The organism is Candidatus Palauibacter sp., assembly GCF_965197445.1.
GTDB lineage: Bacteria > Gemmatimonadota > Gemmatimonadetes > Palauibacterales > Palauibacteraceae > Palauibacter.
Genome location: NZ_CBDANE010000005.1, coordinates 182,789 through 205,430, shown reverse-complemented (window position 1 = coordinate 205,430; position 22,642 = coordinate 182,789). Strand labels below are relative to the sequence as shown.

Genomic DNA, 22,642 nt, shown 5'->3' with positions numbered 1-22,642 from the left:
GGGTCACTTGGTCGTCGGGAAGAGGGATTAAGCGCCGAAGAGGGGGATCTTGAACACGCGCGCGAAGATCAGGATGACGCTCAGACCCGAGAAGATCAGCAGGCTCAGTCCCCCGAACCAGCGCGCGAACCACGACGGATAGAAGAGTGCGTCCTCCTTCGGGATCACCTTCAGGCAGTAGTAGAGATTGAAGAAGTAGATGACGGGCGCCACGAAGAAGGCGAGTGCCGAGGCGACGAGCACGAGGTACACGGGTCGCGGGTCGAAGGCGATGTAGAGGACGGAAGCGATGAGTGAGTAGAACATCGTCATCCGATAGATGTTGTACTCGGAGTACCAGGTCTTCCGTCGCTCCGGTTCGGCCCGGTCCGCCCTCGAGATCCCGCTCAGCCGGGCGGTGGGGCGGAAGAGGTTGCGGCAGCAGGCGCCGACGATGCGGGGCCACCCGTCGAAGTAGTTGAACGCCGTCGAATGAGTGGCCGCGAGCGCCCCGAGGATGAAGACCACCATCATCCACGGTCCCACGCTGAGTGTGAAGATCCCGGCGATCTCCCCCATGACGGCGTGTCCCGCGATGGGGCTCGGATAGAGCCACACTGCGGCGAGAAGGACAAAGATCGCCGCGAGGACGAACGAGACGACGTGCCCTGTGCGGAAGTCCCACAGGCCGATCCGGAACCAGCGGCGGCAGTATTCACGCGCGTGCGGGGAGAGCCTGGAAATATCGACCGCGAGGTCGGATCGTGGCGAGGAGAAGGGATCGAACCGGGGTACGACGCCGGCCTCTTCGAGACGGGGCCGGATCTTGCTCATGCCGGCCCGCTTCGCCTTCCCCCATTCGGACGCCTGCAACGAGACGTCGATCCCCGTTGGCAGGAGGCCGAGGAAGCCCGCGATCACGAGCCACGAGCCCTCCGGGATCTCGACGAGGAAGAAGCGCCCCATCTGGGCCAGGGGAGCCGGCTGGACGAAGTACACGGCGAGCGATGAGAGGACGAGTACGCCGGCGAGAACTTTCGTCGTATGCTCGACCGCCCGGTAGCTGCCCCTGAGGATGATGGCGACGGAGAGCAGGCCGAGCAGAGCCGCGTAGCCCTCGAGCGGAACGGAAAGGCCGAGAAATTCGCTGAACAGGTAGTAGAGTACCGCGGCGGCTGCGATCAGACGCCCCGCCTGCCCGATGGCGCACTGGACGAGCGTCGTGACCATCACATACCACAGCGGCCATTTCCACCGGGCGGTGGCGTAGGCTTCGAGCAGGCTCTTGCCGGTGGCGTTCGTGAACCGGAAGGCCATCTCGAAGCCGTAATACTTGAACACGTAGGCGACGGGCAGGCACCAGAGCAGGGCATACGCGAAGCGCCCCCCGGCCGTGGGCGCGGTCACCAGGTGGCTCGTCCCGATCCCCGTCATCATGAGGATCATCCCGGGACCGAAGTGCGCGAGCAGATCCCTCGGCCGCAGGGAAGGAAGCGCGAGATCGTCCGGGTTCAGCCCGTCTGCGGCCGTCGATTCGAGATCAGGCACCTGGGGACTTTCGTTCGGGTAGACCGCACAACTCGAAACGAGGTGGGAAGGTATGGAAGATGCGCCCGTCTGCCGAGACCCCGATGGTGGTAGGACGCCGGGTGGAGGCATATCGTTCCGGAAGACCCTCGGCTGCCCCGGCCCAACGGAGGAACCCATGTCGGCGAGTCTTCCCCCAGTGCGCGGCGTTTATTCCGTGATTCTCCTTGCCCTGACCGCGGCTTGCGCCCCCGAGCCGTCGTCGGACAATCCCTTCGTCGGAGCGTGGACGCTCGCGTCGTGGGAGAGCCGGTCGGCGGACGGGCAGGTGACCCTCCCCTACGACGGGCATCCCGCCGGCCAGATCTCGTATACGGCGACCGGCCGCATGTCCGCCCAGTTGATGCGGGTGGGGCGGGAGTTGCCCGACGCTGCGGAGGCGAGCGGCGAGGAGATGCGGGAGGCGATCCTGGGCGGCTTCTTCTCCTACTACGGCGACTACAGCGTCGACTCGGAGGCGGCGGTCGTCACGCACCACGTGGAGGGGGCGCTGCTCCCGAGCTGGGTCGGCTCCGATCGGCCGCGCTCGTTCACCTTCGATGGACCGGACCGACTGATCCTGAGTACGGAACCGGACCCCGCGCGGGGCGGAGGCGCCGTGGGCACCCTCGTTTGGGAGCGCGTCTCCGGTCGCTGACCGGGGCCGACGCGGGTCGGATTCCCAAGAAAACTTGCCCTGGCGCGCGCATCGGCCACAGGATGTCGGTCCCCGTCGGCATGGTCCGACCCTCGGCAAACCGTCCACGGGCGGTAGCCATTGGCAGCGCCGCCCCCACGGAGGTCCTCTGATCAGTTACTCATTCGTGTGCGCGCGCGTAGGCAGCGGCATGCTTGCCGCACTTGCGTTGGCCTTGATCGCTGGTTGTGCGCCCGAATCGGGGGCGGAGCCCCGCGAGCCGGACCATCCCCTCGTCGGCGTGTGGAGTCTCGTTTCGTGGGAACGGCGGACGCCGGACGGGGAGGTGACGCTGCCGTATGGGGAGACGCCCGCCGGCCAGGTCGTGTACACGGCGAACGGCCGCATGTCCGCCCAACTCATGCGGCCCGGCCGCGTGTTCCCGGACACGGCCACCGCGACCGCCGAAGAGATGCGGACTTTCATCCTCGGCGGCTACTTCTCCTATTACGGGGAATACACCGTGGATCCCGAGGCGGGCGTCGTCACCCATCATGTGGAGGGCGCGCTCCACCTGGAGTGGCTCGACTCGGACCGGCCGCGTTCGTTCCGGTTCGAGGGACGGGACCGGCTGATCCTGAGCACCGCTCCGGACCCGCAAATGGTAGCAAGCGGCGTGAACACGCTTCACTGGGAGCGCATCCCGGCGCGGTGATCCTCACAGATCCCGTCACGCGCGGGCAGGAAGGACTCCCCGCGCCCGATTCTCTGCAAGGACGAATCATGAGGAGACCTGGGGCAACAAAGTCGGCGGCGCTGGCCGCCGTGATCCTGGCCACCGTGACCGTGACTGTCGCCTGCGCGGCCGGGGGACCGGAAGACCCTGCGGATCTCGTCCTCATCAACGGGGACGTGTACACGCTCGACGAGGGACGTCCCGCCGCCGAAGCGATCGCGATCCGCGGTGAACACATCGCCGTAGTCGGCTCCAATGCCGAGGCTCAGGCGCTCGTGGGCGGGAACACGCGCGTCATCGACCTGGGCGGCGCCTTCGTCTCGCCCGGCTTCAACGACGGCCATGTGCATGTGGAGAGCACCGGGGCGCTCATCGTCGGCGTGAACCTGCTCGAGGTCCACGAGCCGCGGGCGTTTACGGAGGAGATCGCGCGCGCGGCGGAACGTCTTGCGCCCGGGAGCTGGATCACGCGCGGCGACTGGGGGGCCTACGAGCAGTGGGAGGCCGGCTCGACGGGCCGCGGAGGGGACGGCGGCGCGGGGGCGGACGGGCCGTTCACACCGCACCGCGACCTCATCGACGACGTGACCCCGGACCACCCCGTCCTGGTCAATCGCTTCGACCGTTCGATGTCCCTCGCCAACAGCCTCGCGCTCGAGATGGCGGGTATCACCGAATCCACCGCGCCCCCGCCGGGGGGCACGATCGACAGGGGCCCGGACGGCCGGGTCACGGGCATCCTCACGGGCTCCGCCGTCGATCTCGTCCGGGCGGCCATCACGCCCAAGTCGTTCGAGCAGCGCCTCACCGAGGTCCGCGCGGTGCTGAACGAGGCGCGCGAGGGCGGCGTGACCACGATCCAGGACATCACCTCCTCCGAGCAGCTGCGCGCCTACCAGGAGCTGCGGGCGCGCGGCGAGCTGACCGCCCGCATCAACATCCGGCCCTCGCTCGACAACGTGACCCACACCGGCGGACTCGGCATCACCCGCGGCTTCGGCGACGACTGGCTCCGCTTCATCGGCTACAAGGCATGGGTGGACGGCATCATGGGCGGCTCGAGCGCCATGTTCTACGAGGAATACGACCACGCGCCCGGCAACTTCGGCATCGTGCGCCAGATCATGCTTCCCGAGGGGATCGACGGCCTCGCGCTCTCGCTCACGCGCGAGCAGAACTACACCGAGTTCCCGCAGGGGAACCTCCAGCGGCTCATGCAGGAGGCCGTGCCGACGGGCCTCCCGCCCCACATCCACGCGATCGGCGACAAGGCGGTGAAGATCCTGCTCGACCTGTTTGAGGCCGTGTTGAGCGAGAACGATATGATCGATGCGGATCACCGGTGGAGGATGATCCACGCACAGGTCGTGGAGGAGGCGGACTTCCACCGCTTCGGCGAGCTCGACCTCGTGGCGGAGGTGAACCCGTACCACATATCGGACGACATGCGCTGGATGGAGGAGAGGATCGGCTCCGAGCGATCGCTGGGCGCGTACGCGTTCCGCGCCCTGAAGGACGCGGGCACGGTGCTTGTGTTCGGGAGCGACAGCCCGGGGACGAACGCGGCGCGTTATTTCCTTCATCCGAAATACGGGCTGTACGCGGCCGTGAGCCGGCAGACGCTGGGCGGCGAGCCGGCGGAGGGCTGGTTCCCGGGGCAGCGGTTGACGATCGAGGAGGCGATCGAGGCCTACACGCGGAACCCGGCCTGGGCCTCCTTCGAGGAGGACATCAAGGGCACCCTGACGCCCGGCAAGCTGGCGGACATCGCGGTGTTCGACGTCGATCTGGTCGAAGCCGGGCGGGATGACCCCGCGCGGCTGCTCGATGCCGAGGCCCTGTACACGATCGTCGGCGGCCGGGTCGTCTACGAGCGCGGCACTCCGTAGCGGGACGCCGCCCTCCGGGTCGTCGCTTTACGCGGCTGCGAGCCCGGAATAGGTTCAAACGTCGAGGGGAAGGTGGAGGCGCGGGGAATCGAACCCCGCCGGTCGAGTGTCAAGCCCTTACCGGGTACACCAGTACCGCCCCCGCCGAACCCTCGTTGAGGGAGAGGTGGAGGCGCGGGGAATTGAACCCCGCCGGTCGGGTGTCGAGTCCACACCGGGTACACCAGTACCGCCCCCGCCGAACCCTCGCCTCCGAGGGGCCAGGCGCAGTGTCCGGCTTGGCCGCATCCAGCTATCAAGACGGCGAGTTCCGTGTTGCGGGGATCTCTTGACTTGCACGACGGAGATATATAGATAGGAACGATCTATATATCCTCCATGGTGGCTGGGATGTGTCGAATGAGAAAGACCAGCGTAGAAATTGACGACAGGCTGATCGAACAGGTACGGATCCTGCTTGGGACATCCTCCATCAAGGAGACGATCGACTCGGCTCTGCGCGAAGTCTTGCGCCGGGAGGCTAGACGCCAGGAAATCGAGGCCCTGGTGAAGATGGATGGACTCGAACTGGCCGACGAGAAGGTCATGGCCGGCGCCTGGCGTTCCTGAACCTGTCTCATCGAACGGACGTGCCTTACCTCATCGACAAGAGTGCGCTGTCCCGCATCGCACATCCGAGTGTCCAGGCGAGGCTCGCACCGATCATCGAATCAGGCCAGGCAGCGACCTGCGCCATCATGGAACTGGAAGTTCTCTACTCCACCGGGAATCACGAAGAGCACGCACGGGCACGCGCCCGGCGTGCACTGGCTTACCGTCAGGTGCCACTCACCGAAGTAATCTTCCAGCGGGCCATTGCGGTGCAGGGACTCCTGGCGCGTCGCGCACAGCACCGGGTGCCGATCCCGGACCTCATCATTGCGGCCGCCGCGGAGGCCGCGCGCATGACCATTCTCCACTACGCTGCGGACTTCGACACGATCGCGGCCGTCACAGGACAGAAAGCCGAGTGGGTCGCCCCGCGGGGTTCGCTCTAGCGACCGCGCAACGGGCCCGTCACGAGGTTCAGCGGACCTCGCGAGCAGCGTCGAGGAACCGCCAGCCTTCCTCGGCTCGTGGGAGATCGCAGGCCGTCTCACGGCCGAACCAGCGGTATCGGTTCCGGGCCACGAAGCGGTAGACGAGGTCGCGCAGCGGGCCCGGGACGACGAGGAAAACCGAGGCCAGCCGCCAGCCCCGGTCCAGGCGCGCAGCGATGCGCAGGGCGGCGGCGCTCCTCAGATAGGCCCGCCCGTTCGCAACCAGGACAAGCGACCGGGGAGTCTCGCCGGGCTCCGGCGCCTCCACACCGATACCGGCGAGAATCCGGCGACCGGCCTCCGACTGGAGCGCGGCGAAGCGGAACCGGCCGCGCCGGTCGCGGGGGATGATGAAGCGGACGGCGCCCGCACACAGGTTGCAGACGCCGTCAAAGAGAACGATCGGACCTTCCTCGAAGCTCACGGCACGAGGCGCGGTCTCGCCATGTTCTTGAGCAGGAAGAGCCCGTCGCCCGTTCCCGTCACCGCAATCGTCCCGCTCTCGAAGTACGGGTAGTTACTCCACGATGCGCCGCCCTCGTAGGGCGAAGTGTCGAAGAAGCCGATCTCGACCGGGTTCTCGGGGTCCGAGATGTCGAGGACCCGGAATCCGGCCGAGTAGTTCGACTGGTACATGAGATCGCCGACGATGTAGAGGTTGTGGTCCGTGGCCGTCGTCTCGGCGATGTATTCGGTGACGAGGATGGGGTCGTCGAGATCCGTCACGTCCCACACCAGCGTGCGCGTCCCGGGCACGAGACCCTGGGGCTCGTCTCCCTCGTCGTTCATGTAGAAGTAGCGGTGGTCGTCGGTCAGCCACCCCTGGTGCGCATAGGCCACGTTCGGATAGTCGATCGTGGCCAGGGCAACCGGCGCATCCTTGTCCGTCACGTCGGCGATGTTGAACGCCGTCTCGTTCGACCCGAGGCAGATCTCCTTGCCGGCGTGTTCAGTATCGGGCCCGCGGTAGGTGACGCACTGCGCGTCGTGCACGTAGCCGGTGCCGCGACGCCCCGTCCCCTCCTGCGCGAAACAGCCGGCGAAGACCGGCCGGCCGGGTTCCTCGAGGTTCAGCATGTGGAGGCCGCCGCCGCAGGTCTCGCCTCCTCCGCTGTTCCCGACGGTATAGGCGAAGCCGGTCTCCTCGTTGATGACGATGTTGTGGGCCGAGTGAATCCCGTCGTAGAGGTAGGTCTCCCCGAACGTCACCGGTTCGTCCCCCACGTCTCGCAGTTGCCGGAGATCGAAGACCTGCACCCCGTGCTCGAGGGCGGCGTCGGCGACGATGTAGGCGTGATCGCGATACACCTTGATGTCGCGCCAGATCATGTGCCGCGAGCCCTCGGTGGCCGGCAGGTCGCCGAGAAAGCGCGGGCGGTAGGGGTCGCTGACGTCGACGAAAGAGGTGCCGTCCGTGCGGCCGACGATCGCGATCTCGCGGCCCGTTTCCGGGTCCGTCCAGCCCCAGATGTCGTTGACGCGCGTGGCCCGGGTGCCGCCAAGGTCCTTGATCGGCATGAACGCGGTGATGTTCACGTCCCGGCATTCGAACACCGTGGCGTGGCCTTCGGTGCACTCGATCTCCTCGCCCGCGATGGCGGGGAAGCCCCGGTGGTCGTTCACGAGAGTTCCGGCCGCTTCCCAGGCGCCGCCGCCGGACCGCTCGTAGACGACAGCGGCGCCGGCGCGCGAATCCATGCCGGTCGCCCCAATGACGAGATGGTCACCTGACCGGGCGGTCGCGCTGCCGAAGCCGGAACGCTCCCCGAGCGGCGAGCGCATCAGTACGGACGCCTCGCTCCAGCGGCCGTCCGCGTCGCGCCGGTAGGCGTACAGCGTTCCGGCGCCGAACGAACTGCCCGCCGCCCCGATGAGGATCGCGTCGCCATCAAAGCCGATGGAGGACCCGAACTGCGCGTTGGGTTCGGGCAGCAGCGGGCCGAGCCGGGCTTCCAGGGCCCAGTCCTCCGGACCGCGTGCGAACGCGAACACCGCTCCGCCGCTCTCCCTCATCGTCGCGGCGCCCACGAGCGCGAAACCGTCGCGCAGCGCGAGCGTGGCGCCAAAGTTGCTCCGCTCCGAGAGCGACGGCGCTTCGAGTTGGCCGGCGGCCGTCCACGCGCCGTCGCCGCTGGGCTCAAACGCGAACACGGCGGGGGGCGCGCCATCGTCCTCGCGCGTGCCTACGAGCAGCGTGCCGCCGTCGAGCGCCAGCGCCGCGCCGAAACCGGAGACGGCCACACCGTCCGGCGGTCGCACGGCCCGGCCGGTGGTCAACCCCCCGTCCGGGCCGACGGCGTAGGAGAACACAGTCCCGCGGCCATTCTCCGCCCCGGGTGCGGCCACGATCGCTACGTCGCCGGTGAGGGCGATCGCGCTCCCGAACGCGCTCGCGTCCCCCGGCGCTTCAAGCCGGGCGACCTGCTCCCAGCCGCCCGACCCGTCCGCCCGGAACACGTAGACCGCGCCGGCGCCGTCCCCTTCGAGCGGCGCGCCCGCCCACAACCACTCCCCGCGTGCGGCGATCGCGCGCCCGAAGCCGTCCGGCACCCGTATCTCGTCGGACACCGTGACCTGGCCTGTCTCGGCCCAGCCCGCGGCGGTTCGGCCGAAGACCCAAACGATCCCCGACATCGTCCCGTTGCCGGCCTCGCCGACCAGCACCTGATCGCCGCTCACCGCCAGCGCACCGCCGAACTGCTGCGCGCCGACGCCCGCCGGCACCGCGAGGACCAGCGCCGCCGCCACCGAGAGCACTCGTCGATCCATGATGCACCTCTTCCGGAATTCCCTCTGCTCAAGCTCGACGCAAGCTGCATCGCCACCCGGCCGGCACGCCAGCGCCGACGCTTCCCCTTGTGGCTCGCGGCGTCCGGCGGGGGCGTGCGGTTTCGCGGCCCGCGTTCTCCGGCGTACGTTGAAGATCTGCACGGTGTCCCGCTTTCGGCAGGAGGTAGTCATGTATCGCGCCGCCCGCTTCACTTCCGCGAGTCTGCTTCTGGTCCTCTTCGTCGGGGTCGCGCCGCTCTCGGCCCAGAACGGGGACGGGCCCAAAACCCTGTCCCTCGACATGTACATGGACTGGGAGCGCGTCTCCAACCCCCAGATCTCCCCGGATGGTCGCCACGTCGTCTACACGAAGGGCTTGATCGATCAGATCAACGACCGCTGGGAATCCACCCTGTACATCATGAACGCAGATGGCACCCGAAAGCGCGAGCTGATCGACGGCTCGGGGGCGATCTGGTCACCGGACGGCACCCGCATCGCCTTCACCGCGGAGGGCGAGCCGGAGGGCTCGCAGATCTTCGTGCGCTGGATGGATGCGGAGGGCGCGACCACCCAGATCACGCGGGTTGAACAGTCTCCCGGCAGCCTCCGCTGGTCCCCGGACGGCACGCAGATCGCGTTCACCATGCTGGTGGAGGACGAGGAGAGCTGGCCGCTCGACATGCCGAGCCGCCCGGACGGAGCCAAGTGGACGGAAGGCCCCAAGATCGTCACCCGCATGGACTATCGTCAGGACCGGCGCGGGTACGTCGACCAGGGTCATTCCCACATCTTCGTGGTTCCGGCCGACGGCGGAACGCCGCGGCAGCTCACCGACGGCATATGGAACCATAGCAACCCGCAGTGGAGTCCGGACGGGGGCGAAGTCTACTTCTCGTCGCTGCGCGAGCAGGACTCCGAGTACAACTGGCGGGAATCGGAGATCTATGCGGTGAACGTGGGCGCGGGTTCGATCCGGCAGCTCACGTCGCGATACGGGCCGGACGGCGGCGCCTATCCCTCGCCCGACGGCAGCCTCATCGCCTACTCGGGTCAGCCGTGGAACGACGACACGTACCGGAACTCCCACATCTACGTGATGAACCCGGATGGCACGGGCATGCGGCAGATCTCGGGAGACTTCGACCGCGGCATGCGCGGGAGCCCGCAGCTCATGTGGGCACCGGACGGGAGCGGGGTCTACTTCAACGTGAACCGGGAGGGCACGCGCAACCTGCACTTCGCGTCTCTGGACGGGGGCGTGACCCAGGTCACGAACGGCAACCACCTCCTCGGCCTGAGTTCCTTCAACCAGAACGGGATGGCGGTCGGCACCCTGAGCGACGCCCACGGTCCGGGCGATGTCGTGTCCTTCGATCTAGACGACGGAGGCGACCTGCGGCAGCTCACGCACGTGAACGACGACGTGCTGGCGGGCGTCACCCTCGGCGATGTCGAGGAAGTCTGGTACAAATCGGTGGATGACTGGGACATCCAGGGCTGGATCGTGAAGCCGCCGGACTTCGATCCGTCGGAGCGGTATCCGCTGATCCTCTCGATCCATGGCGGCCCGCACGGCATGTACAACACGGGCTTCAACTTCGGGTGGCAGGAACACGCCGCGAACGGGTACGTCGTCCTCTACACCAACCCCCGCGGCAGCTCCGGGTACGGCACGGACTTCGGGAACGCGATCAAGAACGCGTACCCCTCGAAGGACTTCGACGACCTGATGGCGGGCGTCGATGAGGTCCTGGACCGCGGCTACGTCGACGAAGACAACATGTTCGTGTACGGCTGCTCCGGAGGCGGCGTGCTCACCTCATGGGTGGTCGGCCACACGGACCGCTTCCGCGCCGCCTCGGCGAACTGTCCGGTCACGAACTGGCTCTCCTTCGTGGGGACGACGGACGGCCCCGGCTGGTATCGCAACTTCGAGAACTTCCCGTGGGACGACCCCTCGGAACACCTGCGCCGCTCGCCGCTTATGTACGTGGGCAACGTGACGACGCCCACCATGCTGATGACGGGGGAGATGGACCTGCGGACGCCGATGCCGCAGACCGAGGAGTACTACCAGGCGCTGAAGATGGAGCGCGTGCCGACGGCCATGATCCGCTTCCGCAACGAGTGGCACGGGACGAGCAGCACGCCCTCGAACTTCCTGCGCACACAGCTCTTCCTGCGCAGCTGGTTCGAGCGCTTCGGCACCCACCGTGATCGGCCGGCCGTCTCCGAGGACGCCGGCTCGTAGGCCTGGCGACGCCCCGTTCGACGTTCGGTTCGAACGGGGCGTCGCGCTTCAGGAGTGGACGTCGCCTCCGAGCTTGCCGTAGACGAAGCCGACCGCGGCCCAGCCGACAATGAGGAGAACGGAGCCCACCACGCCGGTCACCAACTCGGTTTCTCCCCTCAGCCAGCCGTAGACGTGGACGACGATGGCCTGGGAGATCGCGATGATGACGGCTGATCTGATCGAGCTACGGACCGTCTGGTTGACCCAGTCCAGGAAACACACGGAGATGGCCCCGCCGACGATGAGGGCGACCCATCCCGGAACGGCCACCCCGGAGACCGGTTCGTACACGAAGCGGTGAAGGATGTAGTAGAGGATGAGGATGGCGACGAACGCGCCGGCTTGTCCTCTGGTGCGTGCGCTCATGGTTCGGCTCCTTTCCCTGAGAGTCTCCCCGGGTTGTTATCGACCCGGTCCGAGAAGGACGGCGTTCATGAACAGTAGCTGGGTCGCCTCGCTGTAGGCGCGGTAGTTCGGGTCCTCGGCGAAGGCCACGAGCTGCCCGCGTCCGACCGGATGGTGGATGAGGAAGGCCTTGCTGGCCAGCTGCGGCTGCGACTCCTCCCACACGATGCCACTCAGGACGAGATCTTCGAGTTCGGCGTAGCGGCCGACGTTCGTGCCCTGATCGAGGGTGATCGGGCGGAATACGCGCGAGCCCTCGACGAGGACGCCGATCTCGCCATCGGTCCCGGCCGCGAGCCAGTGTTCCGTGTCGAGCAGCGTGCGAAGGATCGCGCCCGGCACGCCTTCGGGTGACTCATCCCCCGGCGAGATCGCGTCGAGGTATTCGATGGGTTGCTCCGGCGTGCCGGGCTCCGGCGGGTCGTCGCCCTCGGCCCGTCCGCCCCGGCGTTCCGTTTCGGTGGCGATGAGCCCGACCTCCGAGGCCCAGCGCGAGGACTCGGCCATGGTGATAAGCGTGCCTCCGTCGCGCATCCACGCCCGGATGCGATCCAGGAGGCCCTCGCCCACGGCACTGCCGTAGTTGCCGCTCGGAAAGACGATCACGTCGTAGTCGTTGAGCCGCGCGCGGCCCAGGCCCGACGCCCGCACGGCGCTCGTGCGCTGGCCGTAGCGCCGCTCGAGGACATAGCGGGCCCAGCCCACGGAGAGGCTCCGACCGGGGGCATCGTAGACGAGCAGCACGCCGGGTTCGCGCAACGCCCGGACCCGGCGGCTTCCGAGCGACATGCCTTCGCGCACATAGGCGTCGTCGATGGGGACGACTTCGGCGCGGTGGCCCGCGGCAATGTCGGCCAGGCGCCGGCGCAGATCGGGTCCGTTCTCGCCCGCGCGGACGATCGCGGTGCCGACGCCGTAGCCGCGGCCGTCCAGGGTGAACGCCGCGCCGGCCGCCCGGACGCGGATGCCTTCACGCAGCGCCTCCGCAACCGCCGCGGCCCCGTTCGTGCCCCACGGGATCAGGTACCCGACGAGCGCTTCGGGCAGCGGGGCCACATCCGCCGCGGCCATGCCGCCGACCGTTACGGCTTCACCACGCGCCCCGGTCGCCGGCGTCTCGATCGCCTCCACGTCCCACAACAGCGGCTGGCTCCACGCCGTGAGGTCGTAGATTTCGTCCGGCTGCCGTTGCGCGCGGCGCTCGATCTGCCGCCGCACGAAGTCCTCCTCCATGGGCACATGCGTGTCGAGGAGGTTGTGGATGAAGCGGTGCGTCGGCTGGTCGAGCGGCACGATGAAGCTCGAGCCGGGGGCCAGCGTCCGATCTTCGACCGTCACGGGCCCGGCGGCGCGGAACACGTCGATCCCGTTCTCGACCAGCATCATGGCGAGCCGTTCCGCCATCCCCGGGTCGTGCGTCGAATGGAGCACGATCTCCGCAGGACCCCGCCCGCCGAGCGCGATCCCTTCCCGCGCGAAGGCCAGGTAGTCGCGCAGGATCCGTTCGCGATTCCGGGCGGACGTGAGCGCGGTCTCGGTCGCCGCGGTGAAGTGGTGCAGCACGCCGTCGCCGTACGTCAGCAGATCCCCGTCCGACCGCCGAAGCTTGAGCGCGCGGGCGCTCGCCTGTTCGTACGTCATTCCGAGAGCGCCGTGGCCCATCGGCCACATGTCCACGTAACCCGGATAGAAAAGGTCGTACACATCCCGGTTGAAGTACGCGAAGCCGCGTTCGTCGAACCTCCCCGCGATCGCCTCCCCGAACACGTCCATCAGCGCGATCTGCCGCTCCCCGTACCACGGGTTGGAGGGCGGCGCCGTGGGCGGGAAGAAGTAGGTCGCGTCCCCGCCCATCTCGTGGAGATCCACCACGATCTGGGGCCGGAATTCGAGGAAGATGTCGACCTTGCCGCGCGTCTCGGGCTGACTCTGGATGAAGAGGTCCCGGTTCAGGTCGAACAGGTAGTGGTTCCCCCGGCCGCCCGGCCACGGCTCGTCGTGTTCGGCGGAGACCCCGGCTTCGTCGGGCCACCGGGCCTGGGCGATCCCGTTCTGGTACACGAAGCGGTTGCGCCCGTCGGGATTCTCCATGGGGTCGATGAGGACGAGGGATTCGGAGAGGATCAGTTCGACATCCGCATCTCCCCGGGCCGCGAGCAGGTGGTAGGCCTCGGCCATGGCGGCGCCGCTGGAACTGATCTCGTTCCCGTGCACGCCGTGCATGAGCGCCGTCACGACGGGCAACTCGTCCAGAAGCGCCTCGGCTTCAGCCTCGGAGAGCCCGCGGGGGTTCGCGAGCCGCGCGAGTCCCGCCTTCACCTCGTCGAGCCGCGCCATGCGGTCCGGAGATCCGATCACGAGGACGATGAGGGGACGCCCCTCCCAGCTCTCCGCGTAGTGAATGAGGCGCGTCCGCTCGGGGGCCGCGTCGGCCAGCGCTTCCATGTACCGGATCACATCGTCCGGCGGGGTTACGGCCTCCCGGAAGCCGTGTCCCACCACCTCGCGGAGAGTCGGGATGTCGGGATCGTAACGTGCGCCCGGCGCCAGTTCCTGGGCCTGGACGGGTAGCTGAATGATCGCGGCGAGCGCGAGCGTGGATAGCACGGGGCGTATCTCCGGGGTTCGAGAAACGAACGGGCGGCGACTCACTATTGCACGATCCGCACGGCGTTGCACCATGGGGCGGCGAGGGTTCATCCTCAGATTCCACTGACCCTCGCCCCGCGACTCACGGTCCGGCCGGAGAAGACCCATTGAGCGAACCCACCGCGCGCACCCGCTCCAGCTTCTGGAAGAGCTTCGGCCCCGGCCTCATCTGGGCCGCGACCTCCGTCGGCGTTTCCCATCTCGTGCAGTCCACGCGCGCGGGGGCGGAGGCGGGGTTCGCCTTCGTCGGCGTGATCGTCTTCGCGCTCATCCTCAAGTATCCCTTCTTCGAGTACGGGGCGCGGTACGCGGCCGCCACCCGACGGAGTCTGGTCGAGGGATACCGCGACATCGGCCGCTGGGCGCTATGGCTGTTTCTGGCCATCACTCTCGTCACCGCGATCATCTCGCTCGCCGCGCTGGCGATGTTCATGGCCTACCTCACGCGCTACGCCTTCGGCGTGGAGTGGCCGCTGGCCGCGACCGCGGCGGTGCTGATGGGCGCCTGCGCGGCGGTGCTCGCCGTGGGGCGCTTCCGGGGCCTCGACATCACGATCAAGATCCTGCTCGCGATGCTGGTCCTCTCGACCGTGGCGACCGCGCTCGTCGCGGCCCCGCGAGCCGACCTTTCGACGCTCGCCCTCTGGCCCGGTGGCGTCGTGGGAACGGTTGTGCCCTTCGCCTTCCTCCTCGCCCTCATCGGGTGGATGCCGTCGCCCGTGGATGTGGCGGTGTGGAGCAGCCTGTGGACGCTGGCCAAGGACAAGTCGACGGGTGCGCGAACCTCGGTCGCGGACGCGAAACGTGACTTCCTGATCGGGTTTGTCGGGACCGGTATCCTCGCCCTCGATCTTCGTGTCGGTCGGGGCCACGGTCCTCTACCAGGCGGATGTGACGCTGAGCGGCGCCGGCGCCGTCTTCTCGACGCAACTCGTCGACATGTACAGCACGACGCTCGGCTCGTGGTCTCGTCCGATCGTTCTGGTGGCGGCGATGGCGACGATTTTCTCGAGCCTCCTCGCCGTGACGGACGGTTTTCCCCGGGCCATCGAGCGCACGTTCGCGAACCTGCGCGGGCGCGTCGCGGCGGAGACCGTCACCCGGGTGGGCCCCGTCTACTGGTGGAGCATGGTCGCGCTGCCTGTCATCGCCTTCTTCATCATCCTCGGCTTCTCCGGCAGTCTGACCGCGATGGTGGACTTCGCGACGATCGTGGCCTTCCTCACCGCACCCGTCCTCGGGTACTTCAACCTGCGCGCGGTGACCTCTTCGGCCGTGCCGACGGAGCATCGGCCGGGGCGCGGCATGGTGGTCCTGACCTGGGTGGGGCTCGTGCTGCTCGGCGGGACCGGCGTCGCCTACCTCGCGTCGCTGCTCCTGTGAACGCGGCGCACGGAGAGGTGGTCGGTCGCGTCGTGAGTCTTCACCGCTATCCCGTGAAGTCGATGGGGGGAGAGTCCCTCGAGGCGGTCCGGATTACGCCCCGAGGCGTGGAGGGAGACAGGACCGGGGCGCTGATCGACCGCGAAACCGGGCGTGTCGTCAGCGCGAAGCGACCGCGGACGTGGGGCAGCGTGTTCGGTCTCTCGGCGAGCTTCGCGGGGGAGAACGGGGAGGGGCCGATTTCCGTCCGCTTCGAAGACGGCGAAAGCGTATCGAGCGCGGACCGCAGCCGTCTGGACGCTCGCCTGAGCGCGCTGCTGGGCCGTGAAGTCGTGTTCGCGACGGAGTCGCCAGAGGGGGCGACGTGCGAGTACCACTGGCCCGACATGGACGGGCTGGTCCAGGACGGACGGACGTACCGCGACGAGGTCACGTCGTGGGAACTGCCGTCCGGGGAGTTCTTCGACAGCTCGAGCCTGCACCTCCTGACGACCGCGAGCCTGGATCACCTGCGCGGCCTCGTGCCCGGGAGCGATTTCCACCCGGACCGGTTCCGTCCCAACATCGTCATCGAGCCGACGGCCGGCGCGCGGGGGTTCGTCGAGAACGGCTGGGTGGGCCAGACGCTGCGCATCGGCGACGCCCGCATGCGGGTGACCAGGCCCTGCCTGCGCTGCGTCATGGTCACGCTCCCGCAGGGGGAACTGCCGAAGGATCCGCGGGTCCTGCGCGCCGCCTTCGACCACAACGACGGGAACGTCGGCGTCAAGTGCGAGGTGGCCGGGGCGGGCACGGCCAGGGTCGGCGACGAAGTGCGTCTCGGCTGAACCGCCGCTGGGGGCGCGAGATCTCGCCTCCGGAGAAGGGAGTCCCTGCTGGAGCATTTCGGCGCCGTAAGCCTGATCCCGACCGCGGTCGTGCTGGCCGCCGCCATAGCGACGCGCCGACCGGTCGAATCGCTCATCGCGGGCGCGCTCGTCGGGTTCGTGATCCTGGCGCCCCGCGACCCGCTCACGGCGTTCACGGACGGCATGGTCGCCGTCATGCAGAACGAGACGGTGGGCTGGATCATCCTCGTCTGCGCGCTGTTCGGCAGCCTCATCACGCTTCTCGTCCGCGTGGGCGCGGCAGCCAGGTTCGGCGATGCCGCTTCCGCGCGCATTCGGACTCGCAGCGGGTCGCTCGCCGTGACGTGGCTACTGGGACTCGTCGTGTTCATCGACGACTACCTGAACGTGCTCGCCGTCAGTTCCTCCGTGAAACGCTTCACCGACCGCTACCGCGTCTCGCGTGAGATGCTCGCCTACGTCGTGGACTCGACCGCGGCACCGGTGTGCATCCTCGTCCCCATCTCGACGTGGGCCGCTTTCTTCGCCGGCCTGCTCGAGGACACCGGATGGGCGGAGCCCGGCCGCGGTCTCGCCCTATACGCCGATGCGATCCCGTACATGCTGTACGCGTGGATCGCCGTCGCCCTGGCGGTGCTGGTCGGGATCGGCCTCGTCCCGGCGATCGGACCGATGCGGAAAGCCGAGCGCCGCGCCCGGGAGACGGGCCAGGTCGTCCCCCCGGGCCTCGAGGAGGCGGCGCTCGAGGAGGATACCGACCCGGCCGCCGCCGAACGCGCGCGCCTGTGGCATTTCATCGTCCCGATCGTGACGCTCGTGGCCGCCACCTGGCTGCTCGACCTCGACATCCTGAAGGGTGTCGTCGTGGCTCTCGGCCTCACGCTCGCCATGGTGGTGGGGACGCGGCTCCTGCGCGTGCGCGCGGCACTCGACACGGCCATGGCAGGGGTCCTCACGATGATCGTGCCGCTGGCCACGGTGTTCGGTGGTTTCCTCCTCAAGGAGGTGAACGACGGGCTCGGCCTCACCGCCTATCTCATCGAGACGGTGGAACCGCTGATGACACCGCGGCTGCTCCCGGCGATCACCTTCCTCACCATGTCGTTCGTCGCCTTCGCGACGGCCTCCTTCTGGGGAATCTTCGCGGTGGCGATCCCCATCGTGCTGCCGCTCGCGGACTCGGTGGGGGCGGAGATGCCGCTCGTGATCGGGGCGCTCATCTCCGCAAGCGCGTTCGGGAGCCACGCCTGCTTCTACGGCGACTCGACCGTCCTGGCCGCGAGGGGCGCCGGCTGCGGTGTCGTCGAGCACGCGCTCACGCAACTCCCCTATGCCCTCTTCGCGGCGGCGCTGGCCGCCGGAGGTTTCCTCCTTCTCGCTTGATCCCTCGTCGCGGCTCCTTGATCTTGGGAGGGGAGAAAGGAGGCGCTCTGGATGTCGAACCTGCCAACATGACCGGGCGAGGGCCTCGCGCCGTCCTCGCTGCGCTGCTCGGATTTGGAGCTGGCGCCGGGGATCTCGCGGCCCAGGACCCGGACTGTGACGACCGTGCGGTCCTGGGGGCGGTGGTCCTCGACGAGTCCGGGGCGGTTCCGGTTCCGAACGCGACCGTGATCGTGCGGTGGACCGACACCGAGCGGGTAAGAAGGCCGGTGCGCGAGGATGTCGGAACCGGTGGGCGTCTGGTTCTCTGTGCTCCGCGGGACGCGAGACAGGCAACGCTGTGGGCCGAGTTCGGGGACACGTCCAGCGAGGAGGCGGTGGTCGTCCTGGTCGCCGGGGCCTCCCACGAAGTAGAACTCACGCTGCGCTCGGGGCCGGTAAGGACCGGGCGGCTGATCGGCGAGGTGCGGGACGCCCTGACGGATGATCCGGTGGTCGCGGCGGCGGTGTCCGTCCCCGGTCGTATGGAGGTGGCCGAGACCAACCGCCGGGGGCGGTTCGTCCTCAGCGGTGTTCCGGTCGGAATGCAGGAGCTGGCCGTGCGGCACCTCGGTTACGCTCCGCTTTCTCATATGGTCGGGATCTCACGTGGCCTTACCACGGAGGTGGAGATCGGTCTGGTCCCGGACCCGGTGAAGATGGAACCGCTCGTGGCGACGGCCATGAGGTCGCGCCGGCTGGAGGTCAAGGGATTCTACGAGCGCAGGTACTGGGGTGAACTCGCCGGCACGGGCACCTTCTACACGGCGGATGACGTCGATCGTCGGCGACCGGTGCTGATCTCGCACATGATCGCCGACGAGTCGGGCATCCGACTCGAGTGCGGCCTCCGGCGTACCACGTGCCGCCTGGTAAACACGAGGCTGTCGTCTGGGTTCACGCCCGACGCCTGTCCGCTGAGTTTCTATGTGGACGGCATGCCGGCGAGGGGGGCTGCGCTGGACGAATTCGTGAAACCGGTTGAGATCGCAGGCATCGAGGTATACAAGGGACTGGCGTCGGGTCCGGCGGAGTTCCCCGCATCACGGTGTGGGATCATCGTTGTGTGGACAAAATAGGTCTCGGCAGAGAGACCTGGGAGGAGAAGAGATGAAGAGAAGCAATGCGTGGTACCTGGCCGTCTTCTTCGTCGCGGGGTGCGGCGGAGGATCCGGTGAGGGCGAGATGGCGGAGACGGGCGAAGCCGGGGCCGAAATGGCCGCGGCCGAAATGGCGTCTGCCGAACTGAGTTGTGTCGTGATGGGGGATGTCGAGGGACGGCAGAGCCCGCTCCAGGAGCTTCGGTTCTCGGCCGGCGGTGGAGAGGCCCTGCTGTGCTACGGGGCGCCATCGGCTCGCGAGCGCGAGATCATGGGCGGCCTCGTCCCGTTCGGCGAGGTCTGGCGAGTCGGGGCGAACGAGCCGACGACGCTCCACCTGTCGGCGGACGCCACGGTCGGCGGGGTCGCGCTCGCGGCCGGCAGCTACTCGCTATATGCGACGCCCGGCGAGGCCGGTTGGGAGTTTCACCTGAACTCGAACTTCGAGCGCTGGGGGATCCCGATCGACGCCGACGTCCGAAGCGCCGAGATCGGCAGCTTCAGTGCGATGCCCTCGGCCACCGCGGAGATGGTCGAGATGATGACGTTCGAGCATGTGGACGGCGCGCTCCGTCTCTCGTGGGAAAACACCCAGGTCGACATCCCGCTCGGCATGTAAGCCGAACGCCCGGCGCCACCGTCAGCCGCCGTGGTGGCGCCAGAGGCGGGTTTCGAGGTGCTGCCTGATGGCGGGCCATTCGTGGAGGAGCACGGAGTACATCACGTCGTCGCGCACGCTCCCGTCGCGGCGTAGCGAGTGGTTGCGGAGGACGCCGTCCTTCTGCGCGCCCAGCGCTTCGATGGCCCGCTGGGAGCGCAGGTTCATGCCGTCCGTGCGGAGTCCCACCACTCCGCAACCCACCGTCTCGAACGCGTGGGTCATGAGGAGGAGCTTGCAGGCGGTGTTGACGTGCGTCCGCTGGTGGCTCGCGCCGTACCAGGTGTAGCCGATCTCGACCCGGTCCACGTGCGGCAGGATGTCGTGGTAGCGCGTGGATCCGATCACGGCGCTCGTCTCCAGGAGCCGGACCGCCCACGGCAGCATGTGGCCTGCGGCCTGGCCCTCGAGGGCGGTCTCGATGTAGTCCGTCACCTCGTCCGGCGCGGGGACGAAGGTGAAGAAGAGGTTCCACAACTCACCGTCCTTCGCCGCCTCGGCGAGGGCGTCGGCGTGCTCGGGACCCAGCGGCTCCAGGCGGACACCGCGGCCCTCGAGCGTCACGGGTTGAAGTTCGATCATCGACCGGTTTCCGGGCCCGCACTCGGTTCCGCGCCGAGCATGCGGGCGCTGATCCCCTCCCGATCGACCATTGTCCCCCGCAGGTAGACGGCGTCGATCTGCCGCGTGTTCGTGATGTCCTCCAGCGGGTTCGCCCCGAGAACGATGAAGTCGGCGCTCTTGCCCGCCGCGATTTGGCCGAGTTCGTTCCAGTTCATCAGGTCGGCGGAGGTCTTCGTCGCGGCCACGATCACGTCTCCGGCCGTCATGCCGGATCGGACCATGTCCTCCATCTCCTGGTGAGGCGCCCAGGCCGCGTTGCCGTCCGTGCCGAAGGCGATGTTCACGCCGGCCGCGGCGAAGCGGGCCAGGTTGCGTGCCTGAATGCCGAACGACTCCTGCGCGGCGGGATTGTCGGCGGACGCCGCCTGCATCTCGGCGAGCTGCTCGGCGGGTACGGTGCCGTTCAGCCAGCTCAGGTCGAGCGCGACTCCGGGACCCGGGAGGTTGGGGACGAGGACTACCTCCGGACGCTCGGCCCAGAGTGCCATCAGTTCGTCGTCGGCGTCGAGGTCGCGCACACCGTGGGCGAAGACATCGATCCCCGCCTCGAGCAGCCCCTTGGCGTCTTCCAGGTAGAAGACGTGGGCCGTCACCATGAGCCCGTGCTGGTGCGCCTCGTCGATGATCGCGCCGTAGAGTTCCGGGGAGAGTCTCTCGTACTGCCCCCCGCGGTCGTCCACCCAGATCTTGACGATGTCGACCTGCCGCTCGGCCAACTCCCGAACCGCGGTGCGCGCCTCTTCCTCCGTCTCGATCCAGTAGGGGACATCGGAGCGGCCGGGCTCCGGCATCGTGATGCCGCGGCCGGCCGTCTTCGAACGGGCGGCGTCCGGCACGAGTTCGTCACGCATCTCCAGCCCGGCGTTCCCGCTCTCCGTGCCGAGGCTCACGACGGCCCCGGCCCCGTAGTAGGCCATGTGCCGGAGCTGCGCGGTTCGTTCATCACGCTCGGAGGCGAGGTGGATATGCGCGTTCACGATCGCCGGCATGACGGTCTTCCCGGCGAGATCCACCCGCTCGGCCTCGTCCGGCACCTCGACTTCGCCGCTTGCTCCGACGGCCGCGAACTGCCCGTCTTCGACGACGAACACGGCGGATTCGATGACCGAGCCGTCGCCCGCGATCACGCGGGCACCCTCGTACACGACCGCGCCGCCGCCATCTCCGCCGCTGTCCGACGCGCAGCCCGCCAGCAGCCCGGCGGCCGGAAGGAAGAGCGCAAGGCGGGCGAGGGTGACCGATGGGGATCTCGTGGTTCGACGCATTTCAACCTCCTGTCAGGCTCTGCTGGGACGCCATTAGTATAGGAGCCCGATTACTTGCGTGTACACGGACGAGACCGAGCCTGCGATGACCCATATCCCCCGCACCCTGCAAAGCTTCGAACGCACCTCTTTCCTGCTACTGCTTCTGCCATTCGCGGGGTGTGCCGCGGGCGACGCGGGAGGGGCAGCCGGCGGCGACATCCAGACGGCGCTCCACGATTTCCGGGTCGAGGAGGTGGCGGACGGCCTCGTGCGCCCGTTCTCGATGGTCTTCACGCCGGAGGGCGACCTGCTCGTCACCGAGCGGCCGGGCCGGCTCCGCATCATCCGCGATGGCTTCCTCCTGCCCGATTCCGTGGAGGGCCTGCCTCCGATCCGGGCGCTGGGCCGCGGCGCGCGCTCCATGAGCGGCTTCGAGCAGGCCGGGCTGCGCGACGCGATCCTTCACCCGGACTTTGCGACGAACCGGCTGCTCTACCTGAGCTACGTGAGACCGGGTCCGGATTCGCTGGGCACGATCGCCATCGCCCGGGGCCGGTTCGAGAACGACCGTCTGACCGATGTCGAGGAACTGTTCCACGCGGACGCGTTCGGAAACGGGACGGATCGAAGCTCGATGTGGGGCGGGCGGCTCGTCTTCGACCATGGCGACTACCTGTTCATGACGCTGGGCGACCGGCAATGGCCTTCGGCCGGCGACCTGGAGGCGCACCCGGCGCAGGATCTCTCCAATCACAACGGAAGCACGATCCGCATCCACGACGATGGTCGGATCCCGGAGGACAACCCGTTCGTGGGCCGCGACGGGATCCACCCCGAGATCTGGACGTGGGGCCACCGGAACGCGCAGGGGATGGCGGTCCATCCGGAGACGGGCGAGCTGTGGCAGAATGAACACGGCCCGCAGGGCGGGGACGAACTGAACCTGATCGAGCCCGGCCTCAACTACGGCTGGCCCGTCGTGGGCTACGGCGTGAACTACCGGACCGGCGCGCGCATCCACTCCGGAACCCTCATGGAGGGCATGGAACCGCCGGACTACATCTGGGTCCCGTCGATCGGCGTCTCCGGGATGCTCTTCTACACCGGCGAGGCCTTCCCCGAGTGGCGCGGGGACATGATCGTCGGCGGGCTGAGCGGGCGGCGTCTCGCGCGGCTGCGGATGGAAGGACGCGAAGTAACGCACGAGGAGACGCTGCTACAGGGTATCGGCCGCATCCGCGACGTACGGCAGGGTCCGGACGGGTTCATTTACCTGGCCATCGATGGAGAGACGCGGGATGTGGACGGCCCGCCGACCGGCATCGTGAGACTGGTGCCCGTCGGCCGACGGTAGC

General features: G+C 68.3%; 20 protein-coding genes. 12 read left to right on the top strand and 8 right to left on the bottom strand.

Annotation, left to right across the window (positions count from 1 at the left end):
- Positions 1 to 27: 27 nt before the first annotated feature.
- Positions 28 to 1,527 (bottom strand): Nramp family divalent metal transporter, encoded by a 1,500-nt coding sequence (locus ACN9M6_RS08205; RefSeq protein ID WP_419162442.1) that lies wholly within the window; start codon positions 1,525 to 1,527, stop codon positions 28 to 30.
- 157 nt (positions 1,528 to 1,684) lie between these two features.
- On the opposite strand from ACN9M6_RS08205, the gene ACN9M6_RS08200 reads away from it, so the two are divergent.
- From ACN9M6_RS08200 to ACN9M6_RS08180, 5 genes are all read left to right on the top strand, one after another.
- On the top strand, positions 1,685 to 2,203 hold the full coding sequence (locus tag ACN9M6_RS08200; RefSeq protein WP_419162441.1) for a lipocalin-like domain-containing protein: 519 nt from the start codon (positions 1,685 to 1,687) through the stop codon (positions 2,201 to 2,203).
- 190 nt (positions 2,204 to 2,393) lie between these two features.
- A complete protein-coding gene (locus ACN9M6_RS08195) occupies positions 2,394 to 2,897 on the top strand; it encodes a lipocalin-like domain-containing protein (protein WP_419162440.1) in 504 nt (167 codons plus the stop codon).
- A gap of 68 nt (positions 2,898 to 2,965) precedes the next feature.
- Positions 2,966 to 4,807 carry an amidohydrolase gene (locus ACN9M6_RS08190; protein ID WP_419162439.1) on the top strand — a complete coding sequence of 614 codons (1,842 nt, stop codon included), beginning with the start codon at positions 2,966 to 2,968 and terminating at the stop codon, positions 4,805 to 4,807.
- Positions 4,808 to 5,206: 399 nt separating this feature from the next.
- Entirely contained in the window at positions 5,207 to 5,416 is a 210-nt protein-coding gene (locus ACN9M6_RS08185; protein ID WP_419162438.1) for a type II toxin-antitoxin system VapB family antitoxin, read from the top strand.
- A gap of 20 nt (positions 5,417 to 5,436) precedes the next feature.
- Positions 5,437 to 5,844: a PIN domain-containing protein gene (locus ACN9M6_RS08180; RefSeq protein ID WP_419162437.1), complete on the top strand. Its 408-nt coding sequence runs from the start codon at positions 5,437 to 5,439 to the stop codon at positions 5,842 to 5,844.
- 28 nt (positions 5,845 to 5,872) lie between these two features.
- Here the strand turns inward: ACN9M6_RS08180 and ACN9M6_RS08175 are convergent, their stop codons facing one another.
- Positions 5,873 to 6,310, bottom strand: coding sequence for a thiol-disulfide oxidoreductase DCC family protein (locus ACN9M6_RS08175; protein ID WP_419162436.1), 438 nt, complete (start codon positions 6,308 to 6,310; stop codon positions 5,873 to 5,875).
- Complete coding sequence (locus tag ACN9M6_RS08170; protein WP_419162435.1) at positions 6,307 to 8,655, bottom strand: choice-of-anchor B family protein; 2,349 nt, start codon at positions 8,653 to 8,655, stop codon at positions 6,307 to 6,309. Before ACN9M6_RS08170 ends, ACN9M6_RS08175 begins: the two co-directional genes overlap by 4 nt.
- 190 nt (positions 8,656 to 8,845) lie before the next feature.
- Here ACN9M6_RS08170 and ACN9M6_RS08165 point away from each other — a divergent pair, with 190 nt between their 5' ends.
- A complete protein-coding gene (locus ACN9M6_RS08165) occupies positions 8,846 to 10,909 on the top strand; it encodes a S9 family peptidase (protein ID WP_419162434.1) in 2,064 nt (687 codons plus the stop codon).
- Positions 10,910 to 10,957: 48 nt separating this feature from the next.
- Here the strand turns inward: ACN9M6_RS08165 and ACN9M6_RS08160 are convergent, their stop codons facing one another.
- From ACN9M6_RS08160 to ACN9M6_RS08150, 3 genes are all read right to left on the bottom strand, one after another.
- Positions 10,958 to 11,317 carry a hypothetical protein gene (locus ACN9M6_RS08160; RefSeq protein ID WP_419162433.1) on the bottom strand — a complete coding sequence of 120 codons (360 nt, stop codon included), beginning with the start codon at positions 11,315 to 11,317 and terminating at the stop codon, positions 10,958 to 10,960.
- 36 nt (positions 11,318 to 11,353) lie between these two features.
- A complete protein-coding gene (locus tag ACN9M6_RS08155; RefSeq protein ID WP_419162432.1) occupies positions 11,354 to 13,963 on the bottom strand; it encodes a M14 family zinc carboxypeptidase in 2,610 nt (869 codons plus the stop codon).
- 124 nt (positions 13,964 to 14,087) lie between these two features.
- Positions 14,088 to 14,438: a hypothetical protein gene (locus ACN9M6_RS08150; RefSeq protein WP_419162431.1), complete on the bottom strand. Its 351-nt coding sequence runs from the start codon at positions 14,436 to 14,438 to the stop codon at positions 14,088 to 14,090.
- A gap of 389 nt (positions 14,439 to 14,827) precedes the next feature.
- On the opposite strand from ACN9M6_RS08150, the gene ACN9M6_RS08145 reads away from it, so the two are divergent.
- The 5 genes from ACN9M6_RS08145 to ACN9M6_RS08125 all read left to right on the top strand — a co-directional run bounded on the left by ACN9M6_RS08145 (position 14,828) and on the right by ACN9M6_RS08125 (position 19,377).
- A complete protein-coding gene (locus tag ACN9M6_RS08145) occupies positions 14,828 to 15,388 on the top strand; it encodes a hypothetical protein (RefSeq protein ID WP_419162430.1) in 561 nt (186 codons plus the stop codon).
- Positions 15,385 to 16,215 (top strand): MOSC domain-containing protein, encoded by an 831-nt coding sequence (locus tag ACN9M6_RS08140; RefSeq protein WP_419162429.1) that lies wholly within the window; start codon positions 15,385 to 15,387, stop codon positions 16,213 to 16,215. Before ACN9M6_RS08145 ends, ACN9M6_RS08140 begins: the two co-directional genes overlap by 4 nt.
- Before the next feature lie 90 nt (positions 16,216 to 16,305).
- Positions 16,306 to 17,619 (top strand): Na+/H+ antiporter NhaC family protein, encoded by a 1,314-nt coding sequence (locus tag ACN9M6_RS08135; RefSeq protein ID WP_419162428.1) that lies wholly within the window; start codon positions 16,306 to 16,308, stop codon positions 17,617 to 17,619.
- A gap of 68 nt (positions 17,620 to 17,687) precedes the next feature.
- A complete protein-coding gene (locus ACN9M6_RS08130; protein ID WP_419162427.1) occupies positions 17,688 to 18,737 on the top strand; it encodes a carboxypeptidase regulatory-like domain-containing protein in 1,050 nt (349 codons plus the stop codon).
- Positions 18,738 to 18,768: 31 nt separating this feature from the next.
- Positions 18,769 to 19,377: a DUF2911 domain-containing protein gene (locus ACN9M6_RS08125; RefSeq protein WP_419162426.1), complete on the top strand. Its 609-nt coding sequence runs from the start codon at positions 18,769 to 18,771 to the stop codon at positions 19,375 to 19,377.
- Between the two features lie 21 nt (positions 19,378 to 19,398).
- Here the strand turns inward: ACN9M6_RS08125 and ACN9M6_RS08120 are convergent, their stop codons facing one another.
- Positions 19,399 to 19,998, bottom strand: coding sequence for a GNAT family N-acetyltransferase (locus ACN9M6_RS08120; protein ID WP_419162425.1), 600 nt, complete (start codon positions 19,996 to 19,998; stop codon positions 19,399 to 19,401).
- Positions 19,995 to 21,305: an amidohydrolase family protein gene (locus ACN9M6_RS08115; RefSeq protein ID WP_419162424.1), complete on the bottom strand. Its 1,311-nt coding sequence runs from the start codon at positions 21,303 to 21,305 to the stop codon at positions 19,995 to 19,997. Before ACN9M6_RS08115 ends, ACN9M6_RS08120 begins: the two co-directional genes overlap by 4 nt.
- A gap of 85 nt (positions 21,306 to 21,390) precedes the next feature.
- On the opposite strand from ACN9M6_RS08115, the gene ACN9M6_RS08110 reads away from it, so the two are divergent.
- Positions 21,391 to 22,641 (top strand): PQQ-dependent sugar dehydrogenase, encoded by a 1,251-nt coding sequence (locus ACN9M6_RS08110; RefSeq protein WP_419162423.1) that lies wholly within the window; start codon positions 21,391 to 21,393, stop codon positions 22,639 to 22,641.
- Position 22,642: the final 1 nt, after the last annotated feature.